This is a genomic window from Bacillus sp. G402 (assembly GCF_051172515.1).
Taxonomy (GTDB): domain Bacteria; phylum Bacillota; class Bacilli; order Bacillales; family Bacillaceae; genus Bacillus; species Bacillus altitudinis.
The window spans coordinates 469,009-495,560 of record NZ_JBPIZC010000002.1; the positions used below are offsets into that span (position 1 = coordinate 469,009).

Annotated in this window: 22 protein-coding genes; 2 read left to right on the top strand and 20 right to left on the bottom strand. The window is 39.9% G+C overall.

Features of this window, described 5'->3' with window-relative positions:
* Positions 1 to 131: 131 nt before the first annotated feature.
* The 14 genes from tuaH to ACSBQP_RS11100 all read right to left on the bottom strand — a co-directional run bounded on the left by tuaH (position 132) and on the right by ACSBQP_RS11100 (position 16,553).
* Positions 132 to 1,379 carry a teichuronic acid biosynthesis protein TuaH gene (tuaH, locus tag ACSBQP_RS11035; protein ID WP_217816120.1) on the bottom strand — a complete coding sequence of 416 codons (1,248 nt, stop codon included), beginning with the start codon at positions 1,377 to 1,379 and terminating at the stop codon, positions 132 to 134.
* The gene (gene tuaG, locus ACSBQP_RS11040) at positions 1,348 to 2,103 is read right to left on the bottom strand and encodes a teichuronic acid biosynthesis protein TuaG (RefSeq protein WP_217816119.1); all 756 of its coding nucleotides are present in this window, start codon (positions 2,101 to 2,103) and stop codon (positions 1,348 to 1,350) included. The genes tuaH and tuaG overlap by 32 nt, the downstream gene beginning before the upstream one ends.
* Positions 2,104 to 2,127: 24 nt before the next feature.
* On the bottom strand, positions 2,128 to 2,805 hold the full coding sequence (gene tuaF, locus ACSBQP_RS11045) for a teichuronic acid biosynthesis protein TuaF (RefSeq protein ID WP_035389676.1): 678 nt from the start codon (positions 2,803 to 2,805) through the stop codon (positions 2,128 to 2,130).
* A 61-nt stretch (positions 2,806 to 2,866) separates the two neighbouring features.
* Positions 2,867 to 4,333 (bottom strand): teichuronic acid biosynthesis protein TuaE, encoded by a 1,467-nt coding sequence (gene tuaE, locus ACSBQP_RS11050; RefSeq protein WP_435028405.1) that lies wholly within the window; start codon positions 4,331 to 4,333, stop codon positions 2,867 to 2,869.
* Between the two features lie 39 nt (positions 4,334 to 4,372).
* Complete coding sequence (locus ACSBQP_RS11055; protein ID WP_008348287.1) at positions 4,373 to 5,302, bottom strand: NAD-dependent epimerase/dehydratase family protein; 930 nt, start codon at positions 5,300 to 5,302, stop codon at positions 4,373 to 4,375.
* Positions 5,303 to 5,316: 14 nt separating this feature from the next.
* Complete coding sequence (gene tuaD / locus ACSBQP_RS11060; RefSeq protein WP_081114517.1) at positions 5,317 to 6,654, bottom strand: UDP-glucose 6-dehydrogenase TuaD; 1,338 nt, start codon at positions 6,652 to 6,654, stop codon at positions 5,317 to 5,319.
* Positions 6,655 to 6,729: 75 nt separating this feature from the next.
* Positions 6,730 to 7,914, bottom strand: coding sequence for a teichuronic acid biosynthesis protein TuaC (gene tuaC / locus ACSBQP_RS11065; protein WP_435028406.1), 1,185 nt, complete (start codon positions 7,912 to 7,914; stop codon positions 6,730 to 6,732).
* On the bottom strand, positions 7,911 to 9,362 hold the full coding sequence (tuaB, locus tag ACSBQP_RS11070; RefSeq protein ID WP_056702950.1) for a teichuronic acid biosynthesis protein TuaB: 1,452 nt from the start codon (positions 9,360 to 9,362) through the stop codon (positions 7,911 to 7,913). The genes tuaC and tuaB overlap by 4 nt, the downstream gene beginning before the upstream one ends.
* A gap of 18 nt (positions 9,363 to 9,380) precedes the next feature.
* Positions 9,381 to 10,040: a sugar transferase gene (locus ACSBQP_RS11075; RefSeq protein ID WP_435028407.1), complete on the bottom strand. Its 660-nt coding sequence runs from the start codon at positions 10,038 to 10,040 to the stop codon at positions 9,381 to 9,383.
* 198 nt (positions 10,041 to 10,238) lie between these two features.
* Positions 10,239 to 10,808 (bottom strand): hypothetical protein, encoded by a 570-nt coding sequence (locus tag ACSBQP_RS11080; protein ID WP_435028408.1) that lies wholly within the window; start codon positions 10,806 to 10,808, stop codon positions 10,239 to 10,241.
* Positions 10,809 to 10,952: 144 nt separating this feature from the next.
* Entirely contained in the window at positions 10,953 to 12,443 is a 1,491-nt protein-coding gene (locus ACSBQP_RS11085) for an N-acetylmuramoyl-L-alanine amidase (protein ID WP_435028409.1), read from the bottom strand.
* Between the two features lie 140 nt (positions 12,444 to 12,583).
* Positions 12,584 to 14,074, bottom strand: coding sequence for an N-acetylmuramoyl-L-alanine amidase (locus ACSBQP_RS11090; protein WP_435028410.1), 1,491 nt, complete (start codon positions 14,072 to 14,074; stop codon positions 12,584 to 12,586).
* Between the two features lie 21 nt (positions 14,075 to 14,095).
* A complete protein-coding gene (locus tag ACSBQP_RS11095) occupies positions 14,096 to 16,204 on the bottom strand; it encodes a SpoIID/LytB domain-containing protein (RefSeq protein ID WP_435028411.1) in 2,109 nt (702 codons plus the stop codon).
* A 25-nt stretch (positions 16,205 to 16,229) separates the two neighbouring features.
* Positions 16,230 to 16,553 (bottom strand): hypothetical protein, encoded by a 324-nt coding sequence (locus ACSBQP_RS11100; RefSeq protein WP_024719258.1) that lies wholly within the window; start codon positions 16,551 to 16,553, stop codon positions 16,230 to 16,232.
* 182 nt (positions 16,554 to 16,735) lie between these two features.
* On the opposite strand from ACSBQP_RS11100, the gene tagU reads away from it, so the two are divergent.
* On the top strand, positions 16,736 to 17,659 hold the full coding sequence (gene tagU, locus ACSBQP_RS11105) for a polyisoprenyl-teichoic acid--peptidoglycan teichoic acid transferase TagU (protein ID WP_341298971.1): 924 nt from the start codon (positions 16,736 to 16,738) through the stop codon (positions 17,657 to 17,659).
* 50 nt (positions 17,660 to 17,709) lie between these two features.
* Here the strand turns inward: tagU and ACSBQP_RS11110 are convergent, their stop codons facing one another.
* The 5 genes from ACSBQP_RS11110 to wecB all read right to left on the bottom strand — a co-directional run bounded on the left by ACSBQP_RS11110 (position 17,710) and on the right by wecB (position 23,765).
* A complete protein-coding gene (locus ACSBQP_RS11110; RefSeq protein ID WP_235701825.1) occupies positions 17,710 to 19,539 on the bottom strand; it encodes a CDP-glycerol glycerophosphotransferase family protein in 1,830 nt (609 codons plus the stop codon).
* The gene (locus tag ACSBQP_RS11115) at positions 19,529 to 20,692 is read right to left on the bottom strand and encodes a CDP-glycerol glycerophosphotransferase family protein (protein WP_435028412.1); all 1,164 of its coding nucleotides are present in this window, start codon (positions 20,690 to 20,692) and stop codon (positions 19,529 to 19,531) included. Before ACSBQP_RS11115 ends, ACSBQP_RS11110 begins: the two co-directional genes overlap by 11 nt.
* Before the next feature lie 4 nt (positions 20,693 to 20,696).
* A complete protein-coding gene (locus tag ACSBQP_RS11120; protein ID WP_217816110.1) occupies positions 20,697 to 21,722 on the bottom strand; it encodes a ribitol-5-phosphate dehydrogenase in 1,026 nt (341 codons plus the stop codon).
* Positions 21,715 to 22,431: an IspD/TarI family cytidylyltransferase gene (locus tag ACSBQP_RS11125; RefSeq protein WP_217816109.1), complete on the bottom strand. Its 717-nt coding sequence runs from the start codon at positions 22,429 to 22,431 to the stop codon at positions 21,715 to 21,717. The genes ACSBQP_RS11120 and ACSBQP_RS11125 overlap by 8 nt, the downstream gene beginning before the upstream one ends.
* A gap of 200 nt (positions 22,432 to 22,631) precedes the next feature.
* Positions 22,632 to 23,765 (bottom strand): non-hydrolyzing UDP-N-acetylglucosamine 2-epimerase, encoded by a 1,134-nt coding sequence (gene wecB / locus ACSBQP_RS11130; RefSeq protein ID WP_217816108.1) that lies wholly within the window; start codon positions 23,763 to 23,765, stop codon positions 22,632 to 22,634.
* A gap of 263 nt (positions 23,766 to 24,028) precedes the next feature.
* Between wecB and galU the strand changes: the two genes are divergently transcribed.
* Positions 24,029 to 24,910 carry a UTP--glucose-1-phosphate uridylyltransferase GalU gene (galU, locus tag ACSBQP_RS11135; RefSeq protein WP_008343198.1) on the top strand — a complete coding sequence of 294 codons (882 nt, stop codon included), beginning with the start codon at positions 24,029 to 24,031 and terminating at the stop codon, positions 24,908 to 24,910.
* A gap of 26 nt (positions 24,911 to 24,936) precedes the next feature.
* On the opposite strand, the gene tagH is transcribed toward galU, so the two are convergent.
* A complete protein-coding gene (tagH, locus tag ACSBQP_RS11140) occupies positions 24,937 to 26,541 on the bottom strand; it encodes a teichoic acids export ABC transporter ATP-binding subunit TagH (RefSeq protein WP_435028413.1) in 1,605 nt (534 codons plus the stop codon).
* Between the last annotated feature and the right edge of the window lie 11 nt (positions 26,542 to 26,552).

Genomic DNA, 26,552 nt, shown 5'->3' on the forward strand with positions numbered 1-26,552 from the left:
TCAGTCTCCTTCTAAATTGAAATCTGTATTTTGTATATTGGCCGCTCTTTCCATTATACAATTGAATATAGGATGATCACAAGCTCCCCCTAAGAAGAAGAAACAAATAAAAACGCACAATCCTGAATGAATTATGCGTTTTCTTTAATATTCGTTAATTCCACCATGTTTGTGAACAGTGCGTGCCAATCTTTTTTCATTGCCCGGCTTTGTCTTAGATGTCTGCATGTCATGTCATCTTTTTTACTGATCACTTTCTGGCAGGCTTCTACGAAGAGAGCTGGATCTTCGCCCTCTACATATTCATACACATCATTCTCTTTTAGCCTTTCCGTTGATGGAAGATTTAAACCAACAACAGGGATTCCGGCAGCTAAAAATTCATACAGCTTGAGCGGAAAAACCGCTTGATTGTAAGGAGACTGTTTGTATGGCATCATCCCTACATCAATTAATTTCATATAAGCAGGCACTTCTTCTGGTGCGACTGCTCCTGTCCATATGACATTGGGCAGTTTGAGTGCATGCTGAAAAAATGGATCTCCATTCGTTCCATCCGGACCGACAAATAAAAATGTCCAATCTGGCTGCATGCGAGCAGCTTGAGCGATCATGTCAAAATCGAGCTTCGGCTTGATCCCACCTATAAAGCCAAGAACCGTTCCCTCTCTTCCCTCTAGCACGTCTTCCCTGCTAGGGAGGTTGCTTTTTGCAAACACATCATACTCGACGCCATTTTCGACTGTAAAGACATCTTTCGGTTCACCCATGAGCCTTTTTTTGATTTGATCATGTAAGTATTGTGAAGAGCACGTAATGCTGTGTGCATATTTAATAATGCGGTTTTCTGCTTTTACAATGACTCGCTGTCTCATATAAGAGAGAATGTTGTTTTTTCCGCTGATGGGCTCTCCCCACAGGTCACTGCAATCATACACAATATGTTTCCATTCAAATAAAGAAGATAAGAGCGGAAATCCCGGAAACGTATACCATAAACAGACGGCTATGCCCTGCTTTTCTTCTTGACGCAAATGCTCAAGAAGAGGAGATAATTTATGAAAATAAAACATATCTTGATAACGGCCAAAGCGAAAAAACTTGCTCTTGAGCACATCAGGAATGGTCATTTGCTTCATTCGATCCGTTATAGGCTGAAAGGGAGCTGAATGACGAGTGGCAGATGGGCATACCCAGATGACCTCTTTCGTTTCTGGATCAGATGCAAGAAATTCCGCCAGTCGATGCCGTCTGTACCTTAAGCCATCGTGGCCCCATTCTCCCGTTGCGACAATCACATGTATGATCGAGTCTGCTTTCACCTTTATCACCTTTTTTCCCTTCTGTTTATAAGCGCTTTTTGACAGCATTTGTGGCATAGTGCATAAAACACCAAGATGCTTTCACAAAATGAAGCTGCTCAATTTCTCTATAAACAAACCATGTTTTTTTCGCTGCTTTCCACTTGTTACTAGAAATCGAGTTTCCCACGATGCGATATTCACTGAGTGGCTCACTCATTCCATAGGCAGTAAATCCTTTTTTTAAAATAGAGAGCCATGTGGCTAAGTCCTGCCTTGTTCGAATGTTTGGCATTTCCACATGTCCTACCTGTTGAAGATCGAGCATCACCGTCAAACAGCCGATAATCGTATTTTTTAAAGCTTCATTGTAGTTCAACTGAGCCGGCGCTGTGACGGTTTTTTGTAACGGCTCTCCATTTTCTGAAATGATGTCATATGCCGTGAAAGTAAAGGCATGATCATTTTCTAACATAAACTTGACCTGCTTTTCGAGCTTTGTCTGTTTCCACATATCATCGCTATCTAAAAAAGCGATAAAGCGGCCTTTCGCCTGTTTGATGGCTGTGTTTCTAGCAATAGCGGCTCCCCCGTTTTCCTCTAAATAAATGACGTTGATTCTGTCGTCCGTCTGACTTAATTCCCCTAACAGCTTCCTTGTGCCATCTGTTGAGCAATCATCTGCAATGATCAGCTCCCAGTTGGAATAGGTTTGGGCAATGACGGAATGAACTGTATCCGTTAAATAACGTTCCGCATTATACGCCGGTGTAATAATTGATACTAACGGTTGATTGTTCACCTAAGACTCATCTCCAGTTCATCATTAAGATTCTTTGAACACTTCAGGTAACACCACAAACATAAGCGAGATGCTAAGGCCAATGACAAGTCCAAGCAGTGCTCGTTTTTTCGCTGACATACCTTTGTTCCCTTCATCAAGCACTTGGGCAGGATCGACAATTTTTGCCTGCTTCATACCCAGCTTTGTCGATTCCAATTCATATAAAAATCGTTCTTTATCGACCTTGGAGTCATTGCTGACAGATTCATCTTCAAGAGCGGATAGTCTTCTTTCAATGACTTGCTGTCTTTTCGTAAATAAGGCTTTGTCCTGCTTTAAAAATGTATCTGACACTTGTTTCACTACCGCCAAAGCTCGAGCTTGATCAGCATCTGTAAACGACAACTGCAATTGTGTATCGGACTGGTTCGTGAGAATCAAACGATTTTTCACATCCTGCCTTTCTTCTTCCTTTACATCACGGAGTGCTTGATTCAGAAATGCATCACTTTTTAATAGAGATGTCACTTCTTCCATATTGTTATACACACCGTCGTCATATTTCCCAAGCGTCAAGGTCACAGCAGCTGTGTAACTAGACTGTTCTACTGTCCCCTTGGCAAAAAAGAAACCAAAAGCAGCCAATACAACGGGCAGCAGCACAAGCCATACGATATATTTTTTCATTCGCTTCCCTATTCTTAACATAAAACCAGACATGCTCATTCTCCCAACATTGACGTATTTGCTTTTTCACTAGTGTAGCCATACAAACTCAGCATCACACGTTTGCCCACGGCTTGAAGCGCTGTTTATTTTTCATGATATTGACCGCTGCGATCACTAGACCTAGAAACACCCAGTGGAAATATAAATTCGAGACCGAACTCGGACTGATACTTGAGACGAGAAAGCTCAGCATGGCAGCAAATAGACCTTCAATGATCATCTTGGCTGATCTCGTGTCAGCCAATTGGTATTGTTTGTACAGTGAGAACATGAGATAGGCATACACTGAGATATAACCTAGCATGACGGCAAACCCAAAATTCGTCATCACCTCTAGCAGCCAATTGTGAACTTCGACGACCTGATCTGTATCAAAGATAGAAAAGTGAGCTAAGTAATAAGACACATTGCCCGCTCCGACTCCGAAGCCATATGAATTCGTAAAGAAATGCCAGGCGTTTTTGATTAAATTCGCCCGGGCAATGTTGGACGGAAGTGGTTCGCTAAAAGAATGAGCGACCTGAGAAACGAGAAACAAGTCATCAAAGACAGAATAGATTTTGGCTGAAAAAATGGCGATACAGATGATACCAAGCCCGCCTGCTGCCATGATGGACCACTTTTTTAAAAAGCGAGGCATCAGTAGCCATACATAGATGACCGCTCCAGCTAATATGCCAAGCAAGCTGGCGCGCGATTCTGTTAACAAAATGAGATACAGCGCTAAGATGGCTCCTAGTAATCCGAACGCTTTGATATAACCATTTTTCATTTGGCGCATACACGCCACATATAAGAAAAAGCTAATAGATAAAAACGTCGCAAAGTCATTTTGGTTAAAGAAGACAGCCGTAGGATAGTGCTGTTTGTACGCTGGTCCAAGATACAATGAGGTATTCGGTAAATGATTCAAGGTCAAGTGATTATAGAACCCGATTCCCATCACAAATACAGTCATGACTAGCCAAATACTATAAAAAGTCACGATCTGATCCATTCGCTGAATGTACATGACCACAAGAAAGACAAAACCCATTCCCATCGCAAGAAGAGACATATATTTCAGGCCGTCTGTGACCGAATGAGCCCAAAGCAGTGAGATGAGCCCGTAAAGAAACCATGCAGCGAAAAAACCAAGAATGCCTTTAACACGAATTTGCTGCCACTGGGATATGTACGTTCCTTTGTCTCTCATCCGCCATATGAATAAAGCAAAGACAGCCAAGAGCATGATGCGGTAGAGAAAGAGACTAAAGAACCCAACACTAATAGAGAAAAAAGCATTATTGAGAAATGTTAATGCAATTAAAAGGTAAATGGCTGACATGAATATGTGTTCACCATTCATGTAGAGCTTCATACATATAACAGCCGCCATGAGCACCACAAGTAAAACCGGAATGACCACCATCTTCTTTAACCCGATAGGCTGTGCGGATGCCATTTGTACAAGCCCTATACCTGCTATTAATAAAATACATCCGATTATGATTTGCCATGCTGTTTGTTTCACACTCATACCCATTTTCCTCCTAAGCAACCCATCCGATTTGAGGGATTAAGCCTTTACTTCCTGTTCATAGTAGGAAATGGTGCGAGCCAAACCTTCTTGTAAAGTCACTACAGGCTCCCATGTTAAGACTTGTTTCGTTTCCTCATTTTCCAATGTACTATGCACAATATCTCCTGCGCGCTGAGGCTTATAAATCGGTTCAAGATCTGATCTCGTGACTCGCTTCATCGTTTGAAACAGCTCATTCACCGTGATGGAATGACCACATGAGATATTTAAACAAACGTTTGATTGAGCTGTTAAAGCTGCAACATTCGCTGCGGCTAGATCGCCTACATAGATGAAATCTCTTGTTTGTTCCCCGTTTCCGAAGATGAAAGGTGCCTCATGTTTTGCAAACTTATCAGAAAAAATTGAGACAACACCACCTTCACCAAGTGCGTCTTGGCGCGGACCATATACATTGCTGTACCGCATAATACAATAGTCCACATCGTAGAGTGATTTCGCCATCTCTAAGTATCGTTCAACTGTCAGTTTCGACAAGCCATAAGGTGAACCAGGCTGCAGTGGATGAGCTGTGTCGACCGGCAGATAGACTGGGTCTCCATAGACTGCTGCCGATGAGGCAAACACCACTTTCTCCACCCCGGCTTCAGCCGCTGCTTTGATCACATGCAACGAACCTTTAATATTGACCTCTTCGTCGTAGACGAAATGTTGAACCGAAACGGCTACACTCACTTGCGCTGCAAGATGAATGATATAATCTGGTGCAATGTGTTTGATCAAATCGACCGTTTCTGATTTTGTGACATCTGCTTCAATGCATTGTACGGAAAGATGAGCGATATTTTCCTTCGATCCAGTTGAAAAGTTATCAAGAACGATGGGCTCATAACCTTTCTCTAATAAAGCCTCTACCGTATGAGATCCTATAAATCCACTTCCCCCAGTTACCAATACTTTCTTCATCCAAGTTCCCCCTATTATTGTGCCTTTGATACCAATTCTGTTTCCCATACGCCTGGGCGGCCGATGGACTGGTAAATAAATCCTCTCTCTTTCATTTCTGCTGGATCGAACAAATTCCTTCCATCAATTAAAATGGGAGAACGTAGTAGCTGCTTGATCTGATCTTTATCCATCTTCTGTACATCATCCCATTCCGTTAAGATGAGACAAGCATCTGTATCTTTCACTGTTTCATAGAGATCATTGCTGAAGACCGCCTGCGGGCCAAGCTCTCTTTCTGCTTCTACATAAGCAATTGGATCATAGGCTTTGACAAAAGCTCCGAGCTCTCTCAGCATTGGGATAATATCTAGTGCTGGCGCTGAACGCATATCGTTTGTATTTGGTTTAAATGCGAGCCCTAAAACGGAAATCGTTTTTCCTTTAATATCACCGAAGACACTCATCAGTTTGCTGACAAGATGGGCTCTTTGGTGGTTGTTTGTTTCAATGACAGATTCGATCAGCTTGAACCGGTAGCCGGCTGTTTCGGCAATTTTGAGAAGAGCCATCGTATCTTTTGGGAAACAAGAACCGCCAAATCCAATGCCTGCTTTTAAAAATTTATGCCCGATACGGCTGTCTAACCCAACGCCTTCGCTGACTTTTTCCACATCAGCACCAACTCTCTCACAAATGTTCGCAATGTCATTGATGAATGAGATTTTTGTGGCGAGCATGGCATTTGCCGCATACTTAATCATTTCTGCACTTTCTAGATTGGTCTCAACCACTTCTGTTTGAAACGGATCATGCAATTTTTTAATGATCGTGGATGCCTGTGCGCTTGTAGAGCCAATGACCGCTCTCTCCATATTCATCGTATCTTGAATAGCTGAACCTTCCCGCAGAAACTCTGGATTGGAGACGACGTCAAATGGATATTTACTGCGTGAAGCCTTTTGAACAATGGCTTGAACAAGACGTCCTGTTCCAACCGGCACTGTGCTCTTATTCACGATGATTTTGTAGCCATTCAGGTGTTCCCCAACCGTTTGAGCCACAGCTTTCACGAATGTTAAATCCGCTTCCCCCTGAGGTGTCATTGGTGTTCCTACAGCAATATAAATAATCTCTGATTCTCGAATTGCAGCAGGAATATTGGTTGTAAAACACAATCTTCCTTCTTCTGTATTCTTCTCAATCAATTCCTTTAAGCCCGGTTCATAAATTGGAACGAGACCGCTTTTTAAGCTGTTGATTTTTGATTCGTCGATGTCACAACAAATGACGCGATTTCCGATATCAGCAAAACAAGTACCCGATACTAATCCGACATATCCTGTTCCAATCACAGCAATTTTCTTCAACATGTTTCATCCTCTCAGTAAAAGCATATTGGTCGTTCCAAACTGTTTATCTATCAGTCTTTGCACATTTCATCCTGTTTAAACGGTGGATGTTGATTGATTCAGCACCTCTTCATATTGCTGAATCAGGAGCTTAGCATTATGTGATGATGAATAATCTGTATGGACGATGTGGTGAAGATCGTTCTTCACTTGCTCGTTCCATCTGTTTTCATAAAGATAAGCGTGAATCGCTTCTTTTAGCTTACTCGTTGAACGCGGTTCAATGAGCAGATGTTGATAGGTAGAAAATAGTGATGGGAGACCACCAACCCGTGTTGCGATGACAGGCAGTTTTAAAGCGAGCGCCTCAAGGACGACAGTCGGCATTCCTTCACTGTAGGATGGAAGGGCAAACAGGTCAGCTGCCATTAAGTAATGTTTGACTTGTTCATTCGGCACCTGCCCCGGGAGTATAATGGATTCTCCCGCCCGTTCGGCCAGCTCCTTTGCGAGGGGTCCTTTTCCGACAAAGACGGCTTTCACACCCTCCATCCCGCTGACAGCTTCCGCTAATTCAAGCAAACCTTTCTCTTTGACTAAACGGCCAACAAAAACGATGAGCTTGTCGTGAAGCGGTAAACCTACCTGCTTTCTGATGGCTGTTTGATCCCCTGGTGTTCTAGAAAATGACTTGAGCGGAATTCCAAGCGGGAGACATTGTGCATCCACCTCTGTCATGTCATGTGTTTTCTTTGCCAGCTCCTCACTCACTGTGAGAACAGCAGACGCCTGTTTTACTGCTGCTTCAAAGGCTGCAAGCGCCCCTTTGCTATAGTTTGGATAGATGTTCACATCACTGCCGTGTAAGGTCAGAAGATAAGGGATGTTTGCTTCCTTTTTGATCACAGCTGCTGCGCCGCCAGACGGCATGGCAAAGTGCGCATGGATGAAATCCGGTGACAGTTCATAACGCTCCATTGTGCGCAGGACAGAAGCTGCGATTCTTTTACTCGGCTGAGCCCATTTTAGCTGTCCAGGCAGCGCTGTATAGGGCGGTCTGTAAACCGGCACGCCGCACCTCACTTCCTGCTCGGGAAGATCTTTTCTCTGACGATAGGAAGCTTTAAGCATCCGTAAGATGGGCGGATTGACAGGAGTAGGACAAATCACGCTCACTTCTACGCCTTTTTTGACCAGCTCCTGCACTTGCGTTTCATGGAAGACGCCTTCACTTGGATGTTTTTCACTAGGATATACACTTGTCAGCCATAGCACCTTCATGACGAACGACCTCTTCTCCATAATTTTCCTGCCATCTGCGGATACATTTTGACAAGTAGCAAGCTATATAAAACCGCACTTAAACCAATCGTGAGTAGTAATTGAAGCAGTATATCCGCTGATGTCAGCTTCATCCCTTGATGAACAGCCACTGCGCAGGCGGCCATTAACAGCGTCATGACAGCAGGCTTTACGAGTGATTTTACATACACCTTCATATTTAGCTGAATGACATAAGCCATCAGCCACCTGCCGACAATGAAGTTCAGCAGGCTGACCCCTGAGTAGACCCAAGCTACAGTCAATAGACTGCCGGTATGGACTCCTGCATATAAGGCGCATCCATATACGATGAGCATGCCTGTATCCCAATAAAAAGCTAAGTCAGCTCTTCCTTTTGCAAGAAGGATGGAACCATTTGGATTCATCAGCACACGGAGTAGACCAACAATGCACAAAATATTCAAAACCGGGACCGCCACTAGCCACTTCTCTCCAAACACCACTTCTATAAAGCTATCTGATACGGCAGCAAGACCGATGAGGAGTGGAAAACTAATGAGTGCGAGCATATTCGTCATACTGAGGAAGCCCTCACGCAGCCTAGAATGATCACGCTGACTTTTTGCGAAAACTGGGAAAGCCACTCTCGTCACAATCGGGTTAATTTTCAGCACCGGGATTGTGACGATTTGATAAGCCAGGCTGTAAATCCCTAAAGCCTCTGCTCCAAGAAACCGTCCTATTAAAATCATGTCGATGTTTGAGCCTGCCCGATTGACGAGCCTTGACGCCAGTTGGAAAGCCCCGAAGGAGAAAAACTCTTTCACTTCCCCTAATGCGAAAACGGGTGCTGGGCGCCACTTCTTCCAATAAGCCGCTGCATACATGAGTCCTTTTCCTGATTGAAGCAGTACTTGAGAGATCACATAGGCCACAATTGGATTAATAAAAAAGGCTAGAATCAGTAGAACAATCAGCGAAATGATCGTCGCTATCGTCTCAATCGTACTTAAGGTTTTAAAGGCTAAATCTTTCTGCATCATATATTGGTATTGCTGACCAATTGGTGCAATAAGAAACATGATCGATAATAACTTGAGCAAGCCTTCCAGCTCAGGTCTGGCATAAAAGGCGGCAATCAAGGGACTTGCGAGGATCAATACACAAAACAAGAGAATTCCCGTCAGCAAGTTGATCCAATATAATGTAGATAATTGACGTTCCGTCGTTTGTTCCTTTTGAATGATCGCAGCACCGATACCTAGATCAAGTAAAATCTGTGTAAATATTGTGACCGTTGTGATCATGCCAACGAGTCCAAATTCTTTCAGTGACATTACGTTTCCTAAAAAGGCGAACTGTGCAATTTGGATGATGGTAATGATCAATGCGGACAAGCTTGTCCATTTTGCTCCGCCCAGCAGGCGATTTTTCATACTTGCCATTTCTCTTCCCTACTTTACTTATCTGGCTCCGTCACCAGTCACGATGACTTTTAACGTTTTTACCATAATCTTCGCGTCGAGAGAAAATGTCAAGTTTTGAATATACTGTAAGTCGTGTGATAATTTCTCACTTGGACTCATTTCATATCCCCCATTTACTTGAGCAAGACCAGTCAGCCCCGGCTTCACTGTCAGTCTTTTTGTAAAGCCTGGAATCGTCCGATTAAATTCGGCAGTAAACATTGGTCTTTCAGGACGTGGACCTACAATACTCATTTCTCCTTTTAACACGTTGATAAATTGCGGCAGTTCATCAATTCTTGTTTTTCTGATGAATGCCCCCACTTTGGTGATACGAGGGTCATTTTTTTGCGCCCATTTCGCTCCTCCGCTTTCTGCGTTGGTTCTCATCGATCTGAGCTTCCATAATTTAAAGTAGACACCGTCTTTTCCGACCCTTTCCTGCATATAAAAGGCTGGCCCTGGTGTTTCTAGCTTAATTAAAAGGGCAAACAGTAAAATGATTGGCGTACTCAACATCAATCCGATGAACGAGAACACGACATCTATGAAACGTTTTGCAAATAAATATCGAACCATATGTTCTGTTAAAGCAAAAGAGTGGTTTCGTCTCACTTCATATTCTCTGTAAAGGTTCATCGCTTTCTCTGCGCTCACTGACCTGCACCTCACCATTCAAAGTAGTTGTTGTGTAAAGAGATGTTCTATGAAAGTCAGTTTAGCAGAGCAACATTAAGCAAATGTAAATGGGCTGTTAAGTCTTGTAAAAGTGTGTTAAGAATGTGCCCTTATATCAAGTTATGCCCTTTTAAACGTAAAAAAGACCCGCATTTCTGCGGGTCTACGTGTCTTTTTTTATTTTGCCTTTACGGATTCGATCGTCTTCAGTCTAAGCGTTCCGTTTGCATCTTTTGTATAAGTTACTTTCACTTTTGATTCTTCTTTTAGGCTGTTCACTTGTTTAGAAAATGTATTTCCGAATTGAATGGCTACTTCTTTTCCATCAATGTTGACAGCAATTGTATGTCCATCAGCCAAACCGACATATGTGCCTTCTTTGGTGACTTCATTTTTCTTCGTTGTAGATTCTTTTTTTGTTTTAGATTCAGCTTTTGACTGATCGTTTGTCGTTTCTTCTTTTGTGATTTCCTTACTTGAGCTTTCTTTTGCATCTTCATCAGATTGACCTGCTTGGTCTTCTGTTTGAGCAGCTGTTTCTTTGCTTTCATCATCTGCTTTTTCACTTGCAGACTTGTCTTCCGCCTTTTCATCTGTTGCATTTTCTTTCTTTTGATCTGCTGCTTCAGTTGTTTCTTTTTTGCTGTTATCCGTATTGTTATCGTTTGACTGATTTGATGTGCCGCATGCTGTGAGCATTACACCTAGAAGTAAAACTAAAAACGGCATTGTGATTAATTTTTTCAAGATCGTCACCTCTTCATGATTTGTCGATTTGCTGTCATTGGAAGGCAAATACGTGAAAAATCCACCCTCTATGTTTCGATTATAACAAAAATAACCTGAAATGAAATGTATTTTTAACTTGACATATCATTCATCCGATCTATTTTATTCAAAATATTGAGATACACCTGCTGCGATTCCTGAAGCCAGCCGCTCCTTGGCAGTCGTTGATTTTAATATACTGGCATCAATCGGACTGGTTACGAACCCCGTTTCAAGCAAGATGCTGGGCATTTTTGAATACTTGATCACGTAGAATCCTGCTGTCTTCACACCGCGATCTCTTGTGCCAAGGGCTTTCACCATCTGGGGCTGTACCTTTTGTGCCAGCTTTAAACTATTGGCCGAAGCATACGTCGCATCATAATACGTTTCTGTTCCATTTGCACCGCTATGATCATTTGCATTGGCATGGATGCTGATGAACACATCCGCACCAGCCTGTGATCCTTTGCTTACACGTGTTTGCAAGGAATCAAATGTATCAGATGTTCTAGACATGACCGTCAGCGCACCCGCTTGTTTGAGCCTTGCTTGCAGTTTTAACGCAACATCCAGATTAACATTTTTTTCAAACAGCCCATTTCCTACCGCTCCAGCATCCTGCGCACCATGACCTGGATCAATAAAGATGGTTTCACCTAACACATGATTTTTCAGCTGTGTGATCACACTGGTTCGTATGGTTGATGTTCCGCCCAACACTGTAAATGTTGAAATCTTTTTAGACCCAATGACACGACGAATCGCATCTGGCACAGATTGAGCATCTGTAAGAAGAAGGGTTTGCCCTTGCTTGGCTGCCGTACTTGCCGCAGCTGCCGCATCGGCATATGCATAGCCGTTACTCATATACGTTTGGGTTGTCTTCATCGGGTATGTTTTCGCAATTCGGGCTGCCACTTCATACCGATTGGCTCCGCTGATTCTCACGGGTGATGGCAGCTTTTGATAAGCTGCTTGATTGACACTTGTTTCCCCGCCAATCACAATCGTCCGTTTCACCGCTTTACTTTTTAATAGATTGGCTGTTTCCTGCCGCAGCCCCTTTGCATCGGTTAATAAAATAGGAAAGCCCTGTTTTGCAGCATACGGAGCAATCGCCACAGCGTCTGCATAAGCAGAACCATTCACAATCACAGCTGTATCAGCACTCTTCATTTGTTTAGCAACGTTTGCCGCCAATTCATATCGATTCTTTCCTTGTATTCGCGATACGGATAGATTCATTGCTTTTAGCTGCGCTACGACTTTTTGCGAAATGCTTGCGGTTCCGCCAAGAATGATGACACGCTTCGTTTTCAACTGCTGAAGACCTGACTTAGTTGCACCTGAAAGACTGCTAGTATTCGTTAACAGCACTGGGGCTCCTTGCTGAAAGGCATACGGCACAGCACTTAGCGCATCTGCATAAGCTTCACCGCCTACTAAAACAACTGTAGGTGCTGTCGACCAGCCTCGTTTTGCAGCGTTAACTGCCACCTCATATCGATTACTTCCCTCAATCTTAGATACATTGTGCTGCGCAAATGCTGTTGGTGCATATAAACATAGTGAAACCACAATTAAAACAAAACATTTGATATAAGAACGCATGAAGTCAACCTCCTTGGTTTTGAACCCTTCATCATGGAACCCAGGAAACACTTCATGTACTTTTGAAAAAAGGCTGCCGAGAGTCGTTTCTCGAGCAGCCTAAGAGGTGTATCTTCGGCACCCCTCATTTGTATGTTTTCTTATCTAAAATAGCCTGAAACACCGCTTGAAATACCTGACGCTAATCGATCTTTATAAGTAGCGGATTTCAAAATATTTGAATCAACTGGACTGGAAACAAAACCAGTTTCTAAGAGAACACTTGGCATCTTAGAATATTTAATCACATAGAAACCAGCTGTCTTCACGCCACGGTCTCTTGTGCCTAATGCACTGACCATTTTAGGCTGAATATTTTGAGCGAGCTTCAAGCTGTTTGTTGCCGCATATGTTTTGTCATAATACGTTTCAGTTCCATTTGCACTGCTGTTATCATTTGAGTTCGCATGGACACTGATGAAGATATCTGCATTTGCTGACGCACCTTTGCTCACCCGTGTTTGAAGACTGTCGAATGTGTCTGATGTTCTTGACATGGTAGTGAGTGCACCAGCATTTTTCAGTTTAGTGTTCACTCTCTTCGCTACGTCTAAGTTTAAATTTTTCTCATAAAGACCATATCCTACAGCACCAGAATCTTGAGCACCATGGCCAGGGTCAAGGAATACTTTTTTACCTACAACTGGGTTCTTTAATTGAGATGCTACAGTATTCGTCACTGTCGTTGAATTTCCGACTACTGTGAATTTCGATATGTTTTTACTGCCGATAATTGACCGAGTATGGACAGGCAGAGTTTTCTCATTTGTTAATAAAAGAGCTTTCTTTTCTTTTGCTGCAATTCCAGCAGCTGCTGGTGCAGAGGCATAACCAAATCCTCTCGCGACATACGTATTGCTCGTACTTAGTTTATACTTATTCACAATCTTTGCTGCAATATCATAGCGGTTAGCGCCCTTTATTCTCGTTGGCGACTTTAGCTTGTTGTATGCTGCTTTGGTAACATACGATTCGCCGCCAATCACAATTGTTTGCTTAATATTACTAGCTTTTGCGAAAGTTGAAATTTCAGAACGAAGTCCCTTTTTATCTGTATATAAAATTGGGAAACCTTTTTGTGCAGCATATGGCGCAATCGCAATCCCATGCGCATACGAATGACCTTCTACAACCACTACACCAGCTGGTTTTTTCATTTGCTTTGCAATATTCGTAGAGATTTCATATCTGTTCTTTCCCGTAATTCGTTTTGTTGAAATCCCTAGTTTTTTTACTTGATTGATGACATTATTTGAAACACTTGCCGTTGTTCCAATCGCAATCACATTTTTCGCTTTTAATGACGTTAATCCTTTCTTGGTTTCTGATGAAAGGTTTTTACTATTTGTAAAAAGAACTGGCGCATTATGTTGATACGCTAAAGGGACAGCTGCTGTTGCATCAGCGTAAGCTTTTTTCCCTACTAGCACAACGGTATTCGCTGTTCCCCAACCTTTTTTCGCCACATTGACAGATAAAGAGTAACGATTTCCCCCATCTATTCGTGATACAGAATTGTCCGCTGAAGCTGTTGGAACAATAATGAAAATGGCGATGAGGCTGAGGATGGCTGTTTTAATCATTGAGCGCATCTTCTGTGTCCTCCCTTAACTTTAATAATTTGTTAGTTTTGTACCTGGATAGTAGAACGAAAGTATAGAAGAATACGAGTTTCCAGATTCAGCTCTAGCTTTGGCGCCGTATTGACTCATCCCAATGCCGTGACCATAACCTTTTCCTGAAATCGTGAAATCATTTGTATTATTCTTTACTGACGCAAACGTACTTTTCACCTTTGTTGCGCCCATGACTGTTCTAAACTCTGTCATTTTCATACTTGCCGTTGTACTTTTGTTCACTGTATACGTACCTGTTTTGTTTTTCAGATGGTAATTCAGCTTGATTGAAACGGTCTTCGCACGCTGACCTTTTGTTTTTCCTGAGAATGTCAGGCTCGAAATAGATGCAATTCTCATGTCAGATGCAGCTGTTTCTTTATTTTTTAACAGCCATGATTTTAGACCAGCAAGGTCGGCAGCATTGGCTTCTTTTGCCTTAGACCACTCAGAAGCTGCTGTACTTGCAGTCAACGTAGTGCCTAATTGCTTTTTAGACAACTTCAGTGTCCACGCATTGACAGGATCTTTTGTGTCTTTTTTTGCGACTAAGTATGGCAGTGCATTTCCCCATACCTCTTCACTCGCCTCAGTGTATCCACCATTACTAGAATAATAGGTGGCTGAAATAAGTTGATTGTTGTATTTTAGAACCTTGCCTTTTGTGGCATCAACAGCTTTTGTTGAATTTGTGTACCAGTTATAACCTCCATATACTTGGAAGGCTGTTGTATCAGGTACGACTTTTCCAATGCTTTTCACTGAATACGTTCTAGCGGCAACCGCTTGTGCTTTTAATGCCTCAACATGCCAGCTTGCAGGCATTTCGTTTGGCACAACACCTTTTAGATAGTCTTCAAATGGAATATTTTCATTAGTCGGCCTGATATATCCTGATTCAATAGCAAAGTTGACGTTACCTAAGTAAGGCTTCCCTGCGATTTGAAGGACATTTTTGGTTGAATATTTCTCAGGAACAACTCTTACTGTGTTATATGTCTTAATGCCTTTTAATGAAATTTTTCCGTTAGAAATATTCAATTGGTAGTTTTGATTTTTTTTCAGATAGACTTGTTTGGCTAAAGCGTTTTTGAGCGTATCTGAAAGCACACTTGAACTGCCTGCTATATGATATGTATGTGTGCCGTTTTCTTTTAAAAGTTTCTTTAAAGATGAAGAGAAAGAATCTTTTTTGACATAAATCATAGTACGATTGTTTTTCGCTGCTAAAAGTGACATAGGAATTGCATATTTTGAGCTAGAACCTTTAGCAAGATATACTTTATCTACATTTAACTTTAATTTTTTAATGATGTTAACTGAAAGTTCATAGCGGTTTTCACCACTGATTCGTGTAACTTGTGAAGTCTTTTTTAATTGTTTTTCTACTTTTTCGCTAATGCTTTTTGTACTTCCAACTACAATTACCTTACTAGGAATCTTATAAGTCGGAATTGAATTTTTCTTTGTTAATAAGATTGGATACCCATTTCTAGCTGCATAAGAGATCATGGATGTCCCATTCATGAAAGAGGCTCCGCCCGCAACGATTGCTTGCTTATAGCTCCCCATCTCTTTGGCTACTTTTTGAGATATTTCAAATTTATCTTTTCCACTTATTCTTCTAATCTTCCCGTACTTTTTTAAGGTTTTCTCAGTTGTAGACGAAATACTTTTTGTATTCCCAATGATTAAGATGTTATCGGGTTTCATTTTTTTAATTTGGTTCTCAGTTGCTTTTGTTAGCTTCGCAGCACCAGAATAAAGAATTGGTGCATTTAATTTATAAGCCAATGGAGAAACGGTCATTGCATGATCGAAAGCATCCTTATTTACGACAACGATAGTTGATGGATTCTTCCAGCCAGCATCAGCAATACTATTGGCTACTTCGTATCTATTATTCCCCTCATATCTTTTCGTCACAGCAACATTGGATCCTGACAACTTGTATTCCCCAGTTGTTGAAATATCCATGCTTGTTTTGTTTCCGATATAATTAGACAATTTCACTGAAATTGTCGAGCTGGCCATGGCAGACTGAAAAGGTGCAATTAGTAGTGTCATTGTCATGAGAACGATAAGTGTAATGCCTGTTTTCTTCAATTTTGTTCATCCCGCCCATCTTTTTTTACTTCTGTTTTTCAATTTTTTGAATTTCTTTTTGACCATTGTCATTGATAAAGTAAGAGATTTCTACTTTGTCACCTGGTTTAAATTCATTTAATACATCTTTAAAATTATCCGTAAATTCATAGCTTAAGGTCGTATTCACTTTTTTTACTTCGACTGTATGTGCATCAGCCATTCCAATAAATTCAGCTTTTTCTTCCAGCACCTGAGGAGTTGAACTGCTTGTCTTGTTTTCTCCTGAGGATTGCTCAGCCGTTCCACATGCTGTGAGCACGATACCTAGTAGTAGTATTAAGAACGGTAAAACGACGATTTTCTTCATTTTTTTCACCTCATGTCTTTGTATCGTCTTATAACTTAATATTTTAAGGTAAATTTAAGGTTTTTTGAAACCTTTTTTTTGTTACAACGTCTATATCTAGGTTCAGAGTAAAAAAATAACTTGTTTATCAAGATTCGTAAACCTATAATCATGGAAGAATCATAGAAAAGGTGAGGGACATTATGAGAGCTGAGAGAAAAAGAAAGAAAAAGAAGGTTCTTTGGATTGTTTTATCGATTATTGGCTTATTCGTATTAGCCACTGGCGGATACGCGTATCATCTTTGGAATACAGCCGCATCAACTGTCGCAGGCATTCAAGAGAACTTAAAGAAGTCAGATAAGCGTGACAAAGATGTCGATTTAAGTAAAAAAGACCCGATCTCCATTTTAGTCATGGGTGTCGATGAAAGAAAGAATGACCGAGGCCGTGCAGATACATTAATATACATGACTGTGAATCCGAAAACGAAAACAACTGAGATGGTGAGTATCCCCCGTGATACGTATACAAAAATTGTCGGAAAAGGCACAATGGATAAAATCAACCACTCCTACGCTTTCGGCGGTACACAAATGGCTGCAGATACAGTAGAGGAACTGCTTGATGTACCTGTAGATTACTTTGTAAAAGTGAATATGGAAAGTTTTAAAGACATTGTGGATACACTTGGCGGCATTACGGTGAACAGCACGTTTGCTTTCAGCTATGATGGCCATTCATTTGGTACAGGAGAAATTAACCTGAACGGCGATCAAGCCCTTGCCTATACAAGAATGAGAAAGCAAGATCCTAAAGGTGATTTCGGCCGTCAGCAAAGACAGCGTCAAGTCATTGAAGGCATCATTGCAAAAGGCGCTAACATTTCATCTATTACGAAATTCGGCGATATGTTTAAAGTCGTTGAAAACAACATGAAAACCAATATGTCCTTTGACGACATGTGGACGATGATGAATGATTATCGTGATGCAAGACAAAATGTGAAACAGCACGAGCTAAAGGGAACAGGCACACGGATCAATAATATTTACTACTATCAACTTGATGACAGCAGTTTAGCGAAAGTGAAGAAGGAATTGAAGGATAGTTTGGAAGCTTCGTAAATAAAAAACACCTTTCTTATAGAAAGGTGTTTTTTTCATTATAAAAGAAGTTATCCTTGTTTTTCATCGCCTTCTTTTTGTTCTAAGAAGATCGCATCCACTACTCTTTTACTCGATTGACCATCCAATTCATCGAAGAAATACTGTACAAATGAATCTAACTTTTCGAATTCATACTGATTGTTCTTAACAATTGAAACGAGTTCACGACAAGTTCTAGCTAGTGGGCCTGGGATAAATGAGAAGTACTCATAATAAAAATCACGTGTTCGAATATACTCGTCCACATCATAACTAAAAAAGATCATTGGCTTTTGTAGCAAAGCAAATTCAAAACAAACAGATGAATAGTCAGTTATCAGAACGTCTGCAATTAACAACAGTTCATTGATCTCTCTAAAATCTGAAAAATCATAGAAAAATTCACTATATTGATATGGAATATTAATTTGATTTTTAACAAATGGATGAATTTTAAACAAGAAAATATATTCACTATTCAGCTCTTGATAAAGCTGATCATAATTTAATACTTCGAACGGATAATGAGCAGACTGCTGGCCATTTCCTCTAAAAGTCGGGGCAAATAAAATCACCTTTTTCCCTTTTAGAAAAGGATATTCTTCATATAAACTTGATCTAACTTCAGCTTTTTTCGCTTCATCGAAAAAGAAGTCTGTTCTAGGAACTCCTGTGGCAATGACATTTTCAATATCTACACCAAATCCCTCTGCATAATGCTTACGAATATGATCAGAACTGACAATGACCTTCGTATAGTTCCTATGATTTTTAGATGTCGGCGATGGGCCTCCTGGTAAACCTATACGACTATAACCAAATGTCTTAAATGCCCCCACAGCATGCCATAATTGAACCAGATCAGCATTTTTTCGGATTTTTAATGGATAGATGATTGGATAAAAATCATCTATTAAAATTTGTCGGCTTGTAGCAAAATGATAGGCCATTTGCACATATTCTGCGATACTTTTTTTCGTATTAATACTCTCTTTTAAGAAAAACTGAAAATCAAACGTTTCGTCTCTATTAAGAAGCTCTTGATAGACAAATTCAAAGTTTCCTGATAAATCAGTACGACTGTCTGATGCGAAAGTGATTTTATTCTGTTTTACTGGCAGGATACAAAATAGTTGATATAAGATTTGAAACATAACACGCTTCATTTTACGAATTATACGATTTTCATTTTTCATAGTCGTCTCTATTAACCCTTGGTCAATTTCTTGGAGTTTGTGTGATGATACATAAGCTGTTTTTTCCTCTTCATCGTATGTAACAATGAAATTATACTTCAATCTTTTCTTTCCTGAAAAATGTTCCATTTTGGTTGCATAGATATCCTGCTTCAGGAATTGATTTATATTTCCTAACGTATGAGTCTCATGGTATTTTATATTTTGTTCATCTAGTACTTCTAACTCTAAATATAAATGAAAATTCCCGTGCGGTAACGGCTTGCCTCCATTTACCTTTGAAAAGTTAATTTCTTGATAAAAACCAGCCCATTCGTACTCTTCAGAAAACCCCAGCCGCTGTCTTTCTGATTCGTCCAAACGATGATTTTTCAGAGGAATGGATTGTACGACCTCCCCTTTTTGAACGATTAACAACTTTTTTCTTACAGTGTCTTCTCTCAGCAAGGGAATACCATCAATATACATATACCCCTCAATTGTTAAGAATGATTCATACCAGTTAAATTTTGTTATCACTCTTATAGGTATATTCTTATTGGTGATGACATCTTCTGCTTTATCGAATAGTGAGAATAACTTTTCTTCACTTATTTCATCTACATGATTAAGATTTTTTTGAACACTCCTTTTCCTGAATAGTGTCCCTAGTTTAAATTTCAAAAACTCTCTCTCCTTCATTCAGTAAGCTTAGTATAATTGAAACAACACGTTCTGTAGAATGTCCATCACAACGATTCATGAACCGCTTTGAAAATGAACGAAAGTCTGTTTGTGTTTTATCCAAACTTACATTTTTCAAATCCTCTATTAATGGCTCCATTGTCGTTCTAATAGGTCCTGGTGCAAACTCATGAAATGGATAATAAAAGTCTCTCTCTTGCACATAGTTCTCTAGATCGGGACAATAGAAAAACATTGGCTTATTTAATAGACTATATTCAAATATAACTGATGAGTAATCTGTCACCAACACATCAGAAACAATCATCAACTCATATAAAGTAAACTTCTCAGATATATCTGCTTCTCCAAATGAACTTTTTCGCATATAAGGGTGCACATTAATGAGCAGTTCATAATGCTGTGGATTTAAATGTCTAAAAAGAGTTTCCTGATTCAAAAGAAGTTGCTCCCCATGCTGCTTATTAACTCCTCCTCTATAAGTTGGAGCATATAGCACTTTCACTTTATTCTTCAATTCTGGGTATTCCTCATGAAACCTCTTTTTCACTTCATGAATATGCTCTTCTGAATAAAAAAAGTCTGTTCTTGGCACTCCTGTCGCTAATATTTTTTGCTTAGGCATATTAAACGCTTCAGAAAACGGACCAATTGCTTCTTCTGAACTCACTATTGCAACATCATAATTTGAATGAACAGGCACAACTTTTAAATAAGCAGAAGAAGGTCCTCCCTGCTTATCCTTAATACTGTGACCAAATTTTTTAAAAGCACCACAAGCATGCCAAATTTGAACAACCTTTGTTTCTGAGCGCTTTTTAATTAAATAAAGAGGATAATAGTAATCATCTAATAAGAGCACCTTACAAGTAGCAATATGATACAACGTTCTTAATAAATAATTAATATAGAAAAACTTCCCTAGGAACCCGCTTTCTGATTTTCTGAATAATAGAACAATTTTTAAATGGGGCTGTTTTACCAATTCATTATATACGTTCTTGAAATTTTCATTTATTTCATTATCTCTATAGGAAGCAATCACAATTTTTTGCTGATTTACCGGAATTAATTTAGAAAAGACTGTGTAGACTATTTGGAAATAAAATTTCACAATTTTTGTCATATACATTGTGTTAGATTTCCCATTTCATGATAGTTTTCCCCCATGAAGAAGTCAAATCTTCTTCAAATGCCTTTCCAATATCCTCTATACTTCTCACAGTATGGACTGCTCCAATTAATGTCTCCAAATAATCTACAATCTCAGGAAATTCATTTAGTAGATTAACAGTATTAACAAAGTCTTTGCTGCCACTTCTACTGCTTCCAATGAAAATAATCCCTTTTTCGAGAATCATTCTTGTTGCTACCTTCACAGGGTATTCTGACACACCTAATAAAGCCACAGATGCCTCTGGCTGAGTATAATCAATGATTTGTTCTATTGCACTTTCACTGCCACGTCCACCGACGCATTCAAATGCATGGTCGACTCGAAGGTCTTTTGGGATGTCATTAATTTGATAAACTTCATCGACAAAAGAGAAATGTTCTAATTTATATTGGTTCTTTCCAAAAACGTATACTTTACAAGAAGGATAACGTTTTTTGAGTATTAAGGAGGTGATAAACCCGAGATTCCCATCCCCCCAAACACCAAATGTATCTCGTTTTTGGTGAGCCACTCTTTCAAACCTACTCATTGCATGAACAGCAATTGTAATTAATTCAATAAAAGCGGCTACATGAAGGTTCATTTGCTCTGGAAGGGCAACAAGGCGATCCGGATTCATGAACATATAATCTTGCATGAACCCATCATATCCACTTGACCTGAAATAACTTGAGCGCAGGTAGTTCTCCGCAATAAATTCATTTTCTTCATTTGGAATATTTGGGACCATCACCACATGTGTCCCTACTTTGAACGTTCCTGTAGGATCATACATCACTTTCCCTACACCCTCATGAATAAGCGCCATAGGAAGCTTTTTATCCATTGCTTCCTGACCTCTAGTACCTGTAAAATAACGCTGATCAGCTGCACATATTGACAAGTGGGTTGGTCTAACAACGACTTGACCAGAAGTAAATTCCTTATCCTTATAAGTCACTTCAAATTGTCTAGCAGAAACCAATCGATATGTTTGATTAATCATTTTTTATGTTCTCCTGTAAAATAGCATTCGCAACTTTTAGATCGTATGGTGTCGTTACTTTTATATTAAATACCTCGCCTCGGACTAAATTCACTTTTTGTCCTGCTAAAATACAAATTTTACACGCATCTGACAACACCTTTTTCTGTTCTTCTGTTAGTTCGCCATAAAGTCTTTTTAAGAGAGAGATCTTAAAACTTTGAGGTGTTTGGCCTTGATACATGTTGTCACGTACAGGAATATCAGTAATATTTGCTCCATCTTCTGATGTCACAATTGTATCTATAGCAGGGATAACAGTATCGACAGCATCGTGTTCTAAAACGGCATTAATATTTTCTTCAATAATTCTATGAGTTAAAAAAGGTCTTACTGAATCATGTGTAACAATGACATCATCATCATTTAGCCCATATTCTTTTTCAATAAAACGAACCCCACTCATAATCGATTCGTTTCGATCTATTCCACCCTCAATTACTACTAATCTATCATCAGCATGTATGTATTTTTCTAGTATATTCTTCGTATGATTGATCCATTCTTTAGGAGTTACAATAATAATTTTTTCAAAACGATCATTTAATAGAAATTTTTCAATAGTGTGAATAATGATAGGGCGATTATTTAACGGCAAGAACTGTTTTGGCATATTTACATTCCCCATTCTAGAACCTTTCCCGCCCGCTAATATTTCTGCATAAATCATACTTAATACCCCTCTCAATCATGTCAAATAAATAAAAATGGCAATATTTCAATATAAGTAGATTGTAAATTACATTACAAAGAATCCATTCATATCTTAATATATGCCATTATAATACCACATTTTTATATTTTTTTAATTATTGATTTAGAATTTGTAACATATATCGACAAATTTTTCTAACATATGAATGGTCATTTTCAAAATGACTGCGGCTTGACATCCGTTAATCCATATTGATAAAGAAGCATTTCAACAATTCGTTTCGATGCTCGTCCATCACCATATGGGTTAGAAGCCTTCGACATGTTATCATACTCTTGCTTGTCTTTTAACAGCTCTTTTGCCATCTGATAAATGGTTTCTTCATCGGTTCCTGCAAGCTTAAGCGTACCAGCTTTCACGCCTTCAGGACGTTCTGTTGTATCACGCAGCACTAATACTGGCTTTCCTAAAGAGGGAGCTTCCTCCTGCACACCGCCTGAATCCGTTAAAATAAAGTGCGACGCAGCAGCAAAGTTATGAAAATCAACCACTTCAAGCGGCTCAATTAAGTGCACACGATCAAGATCACTGAATTCCGTCTGTGCCGCATCACGAACAGCAGGATTTAAATGGACAGGGTATACGACTTGAACATCTTTAAATTCTTCTACAACACGGCGAATCGCTCTAAACATGTTCTTCATCGGCTGACCAAGATTTTCTCTGCGATGAGCCGTTAACAAGATCATTTTATCTGTGCCTATTTTCTCTAAAATAGGGTGTTGATACTGCTCTGTAACCGTTGTTTGCAATGCATCAATTGCTGTATTTCCTGTTACAAAGATGGTCTCTTCTTTTTTATTTTCAACTAAAAGATTCTGCTTTGCCTCATGTGTCGGCGCAAAATGAATATCGGCTATATTTCCTGTCATTTGACGGTTCAATTCTTCTGGAAACGGTGAGTATTTATTATGTGTTCTTAAACCCGCTTCAACATGACCTACTGAAATTTGGTGATAAAACGCAGCCAAACTTCCTGCAAAAGTTGTCGTTGTGTCTCCATGAACAAGCACAATATCAGGTTTTTCCTCTTTGAATAATTGATCTAATTTCAACAGTGCATTCGATGTGATTTCAGATAATGTCTGGCGTTCTTTCATAATATTCAAATCGTGATCGGGCTTAATATCAAAAGCTTTCAGCACTTGATCAAGCATTTGTCGATGTTGAGCCGTCACAGTAACTGAAGATTTAATTTGTGGATGTTTTTTTAGCTCAAGGACAAGGGGTGCCATTTTAATCGCTTCAGGCCTCGTCCCGAATACAGTCATTACATGTAATGTTCTCAATAGTCGATGCCTCTTTTCTTCTCAATTATTGTATGTTGTTCATTATACAAAAGAATAAGAACGAATCCTAATCATTCTATTCTTAATCTTTACATCACCTTTACTCTTTTCAACATGAATATTTACAGAAGTTCTTTACAATTGGTTTTAAATCTTTCTCGTAAATCATTTGTCATTTCTATCATTTGTAAGTTACACTTTATGAAAGATGAAAAATGAAGATCACATCATTTTTTCTATATGTAAGGAAGGTGCAAAGTTCATTGAAAAAAGTACGTAAAGCCATTATACCAGCTGCAGGTCTCGGGACACGTTTCCTCCCTGCTACAAAGGCTATGCCTAAAGAAATGCTACCAATCGTTGATAAACCAACCATTCAATATATTATTGAAGAAGCTGTTGAGTCAGGAATTGAAGACATTATTATTGTCACTGGAAAAGGGAAAAGAGCCATTGAGGATCATTTTGATTTTGCGCCAGAGCTTGAGCGCAACCTTGAAGAAAAAGGAAAAAGTGAACTTTTAGAAAAAGTGAGAAAATCCTCTAATATTGCTGATATTCATTACATCCGCCAAAAGGAACCTAAAGGACTCGGACATGCCGTTTGGTGCGCACGCAACTTTATCGGTGATGAACCTTTTGCTGTTTTATTAGGTGATGATATTGTCCAAGCCGAAACACCTGGACTTCGCCAGCTAATGGATGAATATGAAAAAACCCTTTCGTCCGTGATCGGCGTTCAGCAAGTCGCAGACAGCGATACGCATCGCTACGGGATCATTGATCCTCTTACCCAAGAAGGGCGCCGCTACCAAGTGAAAAACTTTGTTGAAAAGCCGCCGCAAGGAACCGCACCATCCAATTTAGCCATTTTAGGGCGCTACATTTTCACGCCAGAGATCTTTATGTACCTTGATCAACAAGAAATTGGTGCAGGCGGAGAAATTCAGCTGACAGATGCCATCCAAAAGCTCAATGACATCCAGCGTGTATTTGCCTATGACTTTGAAGGAAAACGATATGATGTCGGAGAGAAGCAAGGTTTCATTGAAACGACGCTAGAGTTTGCCCTTCAAGATGAAGAGCTCAAGAAAAAACTCATTCCATTTATGAAACAACTTCTTGAAAAAGAAGAAGTGAATTAAAAAAAGCTGCCGGCATCGGCAGCTTTTTATTTGCTCACTGAAACAGTCAGCGTATGCTGTTCATTATCAATGACAAACAGGTTATTTTCGCCCTTTACTGCGAACTTCGTTTTTTTCTCATTCAACCAGACATTCTGTTCTGTCAGTCCAAGTGTTGAAGGAGAGATAGGCATGATCTCGCGGAACACCATCGTATTCGCCAGACCATTTTGAATCACATAATCGGTTTTCTCAGTGGTCAGCCGCTCAATGGTATCGCCTTGTTCACTTTTGACCGAGCTAAGTGTCTGCATTCTTTGCTTCAGCACAGACTCTTCTTTTCCAAGGAAAGAAAGTAAGTACTCATACGAACCCGCAGATGCGGGCGATACGTAGGAATTGAACTGTGCTGGTCCTATGGATAACGGCTTCAATTCATCTGCGTTTTGTAGCGCATCAGGTTTCACATAATACGTCTCTGATGCTGTTTTGATTTGAACGACTTGTTTATTTTTAGCCACAGCCTTCACTTCTTGTCCAAACGATAATGTGACGTCTGCCTTTTTTTTCATGGCCCTGTCTGTATAAACCGTCATTGGATCTGCCTTAACTATAGCCTGTTGATCAATCTTTTTCATATCATCAGGGGCACCTTTCGTCTCATGGTTCGTTGACTGGGGCGCCTCTGTTTTACCTGAGGGAATTGCACCAAATGTCGCCAGTGTACGCAGCGGACGATCCGAAAACATAGAAAGGGCAAGTAAGATGGTTAAAACAGCTATTATGGTGACTTGAAACGCCGGTCCGAAAAAGGAACGTCGTTTTCCAGTGTCATTATACCTCGTGACCTTCTCTGTCGTTTGTAGGCCTTTTCGACCTTCCTTCTGTTCTGATTGATATTTTTGTTTCTCTTTCTTGGAAAGCTTGTTAAACCAATCAACAAACTCCTTATACTCTTTCACAACCTTTTTCGTATCATCAAACATACGAAGTTCACCATAATGCATCCAAGCCACCCGATCACAGATTTTTTGAATTTGACTAATGGAGTGACTGACAAAAAAGATCGTCTTTCCTTGATCTTTGAATTCGGTTATACGATCTACACATTTTTGATAGAAGGTTTGGTCTCCTACAGACAGTGCCTCATCAATAATGAGGATATCTGGATCAATATGTGCTGAAATGGCAAAACCAAGACGGGATTTCATTCCGCTTGAATAGCTCTTTACAGGTTGATCTATAAAGTCTCCAATATCCGCAAACTCTACGATTTTTTCGTATAGATCGTCAATTTCCTTATTTGTCAGACCCATCATTAAGCATTTTAAACGAATGTTGTCTTTACCGCTTAACTGATTGTTCAGCCCTGCCGCAATGGCAATTAACGAAGGCTGACCGTCCATATCAATCTCACCGCTTGTCGGTGGAATGATTTTCGCTAGAAGGTTCGACATCGTGGATTTCCCAGACCCGTTGATCCCTACAAAACCAATCGTCTCTCCTTCATAGACATCAAACGATACATCACGAACGGCAAAGAAACCTTTTTCATTTTTATTAGGTAAAAACAGCCCTTTAATCTTATCCGACTGTTTTTTATATAGGACGTATTGCTTGGATACGTTTCGAAACGAAACCTTTAGTTTCATCGTATAATCTC

What these genes read in the sequence shown, in the direction of transcription:
- tuaD (WP_081114517.1), bottom strand. Translation starts at nt 6,654, where the DNA reads ATGTTGAAGAAAATTGCTGTGATTGGAACAGGATATGTCGGATTAGTA.
- tuaC (WP_435028406.1), bottom strand. Translation starts at nt 7,914, where the DNA reads ATGAAGGTGCTATGGCTGACAAGTGTATATCCTAGTGAAAAACATCCA.
- ACSBQP_RS11085 (WP_435028409.1), bottom strand. Translation starts at nt 12,443, where the DNA reads ATGCGTTCTTATATCAAATGTTTTGTTTTAATTGTGGTTTCACTATGT.
- tagU (WP_341298971.1), top strand. Translation starts at nt 16,736, where the DNA reads ATGAGAGCTGAGAGAAAAAGAAAGAAAAAGAAGGTTCTTTGGATTGTT.
- ACSBQP_RS11100 (WP_024719258.1), bottom strand. Translation starts at nt 16,553, where the DNA reads ATGAAGAAAATCGTCGTTTTACCGTTCTTAATACTACTACTAGGTATC.
- tuaH (WP_217816120.1), bottom strand. Translation starts at nt 1,379, where the DNA reads ATGCCACAAATGCTGTCAAAAAGCGCTTATAAACAGAAGGGAAAAAAG.
- tuaB (WP_056702950.1), bottom strand. Translation starts at nt 9,362, where the DNA reads ATGGCAAGTATGAAAAATCGCCTGCTGGGCGGAGCAAAATGGACAAGC.
- tagH (WP_435028413.1), bottom strand. Translation starts at nt 26,541, where the DNA reads ATGAAACTAAAGGTTTCGTTTCGAAACGTATCCAAGCAATACGTCCTA.
- ACSBQP_RS11125 (WP_217816109.1), bottom strand. Translation starts at nt 22,431, where the DNA reads ATGATTTATGCAGAAATATTAGCGGGCGGGAAAGGTTCTAGAATGGGG.
- ACSBQP_RS11120 (WP_217816110.1), bottom strand. Translation starts at nt 21,722, where the DNA reads ATGATTAATCAAACATATCGATTGGTTTCTGCTAGACAATTTGAAGTG.
- ACSBQP_RS11115 (WP_435028412.1), bottom strand. Translation starts at nt 20,692, where the DNA reads ATGTATATGACAAAAATTGTGAAATTTTATTTCCAAATAGTCTACACA.
- ACSBQP_RS11090 (WP_435028410.1), bottom strand. Translation starts at nt 14,074, where the DNA reads ATGCGCTCAATGATTAAAACAGCCATCCTCAGCCTCATCGCCATTTTC.
- tuaE (WP_435028405.1), bottom strand. Translation starts at nt 4,333, where the DNA reads ATGAGTGTGAAACAAACAGCATGGCAAATCATAATCGGATGTATTTTA.
- tuaF (WP_035389676.1), bottom strand. Translation starts at nt 2,805, where the DNA reads ATGTCTGGTTTTATGTTAAGAATAGGGAAGCGAATGAAAAAATATATC.
- ACSBQP_RS11055 (WP_008348287.1), bottom strand. Translation starts at nt 5,302, where the DNA reads ATGAAGAAAGTATTGGTAACTGGGGGAAGTGGATTTATAGGATCTCAT.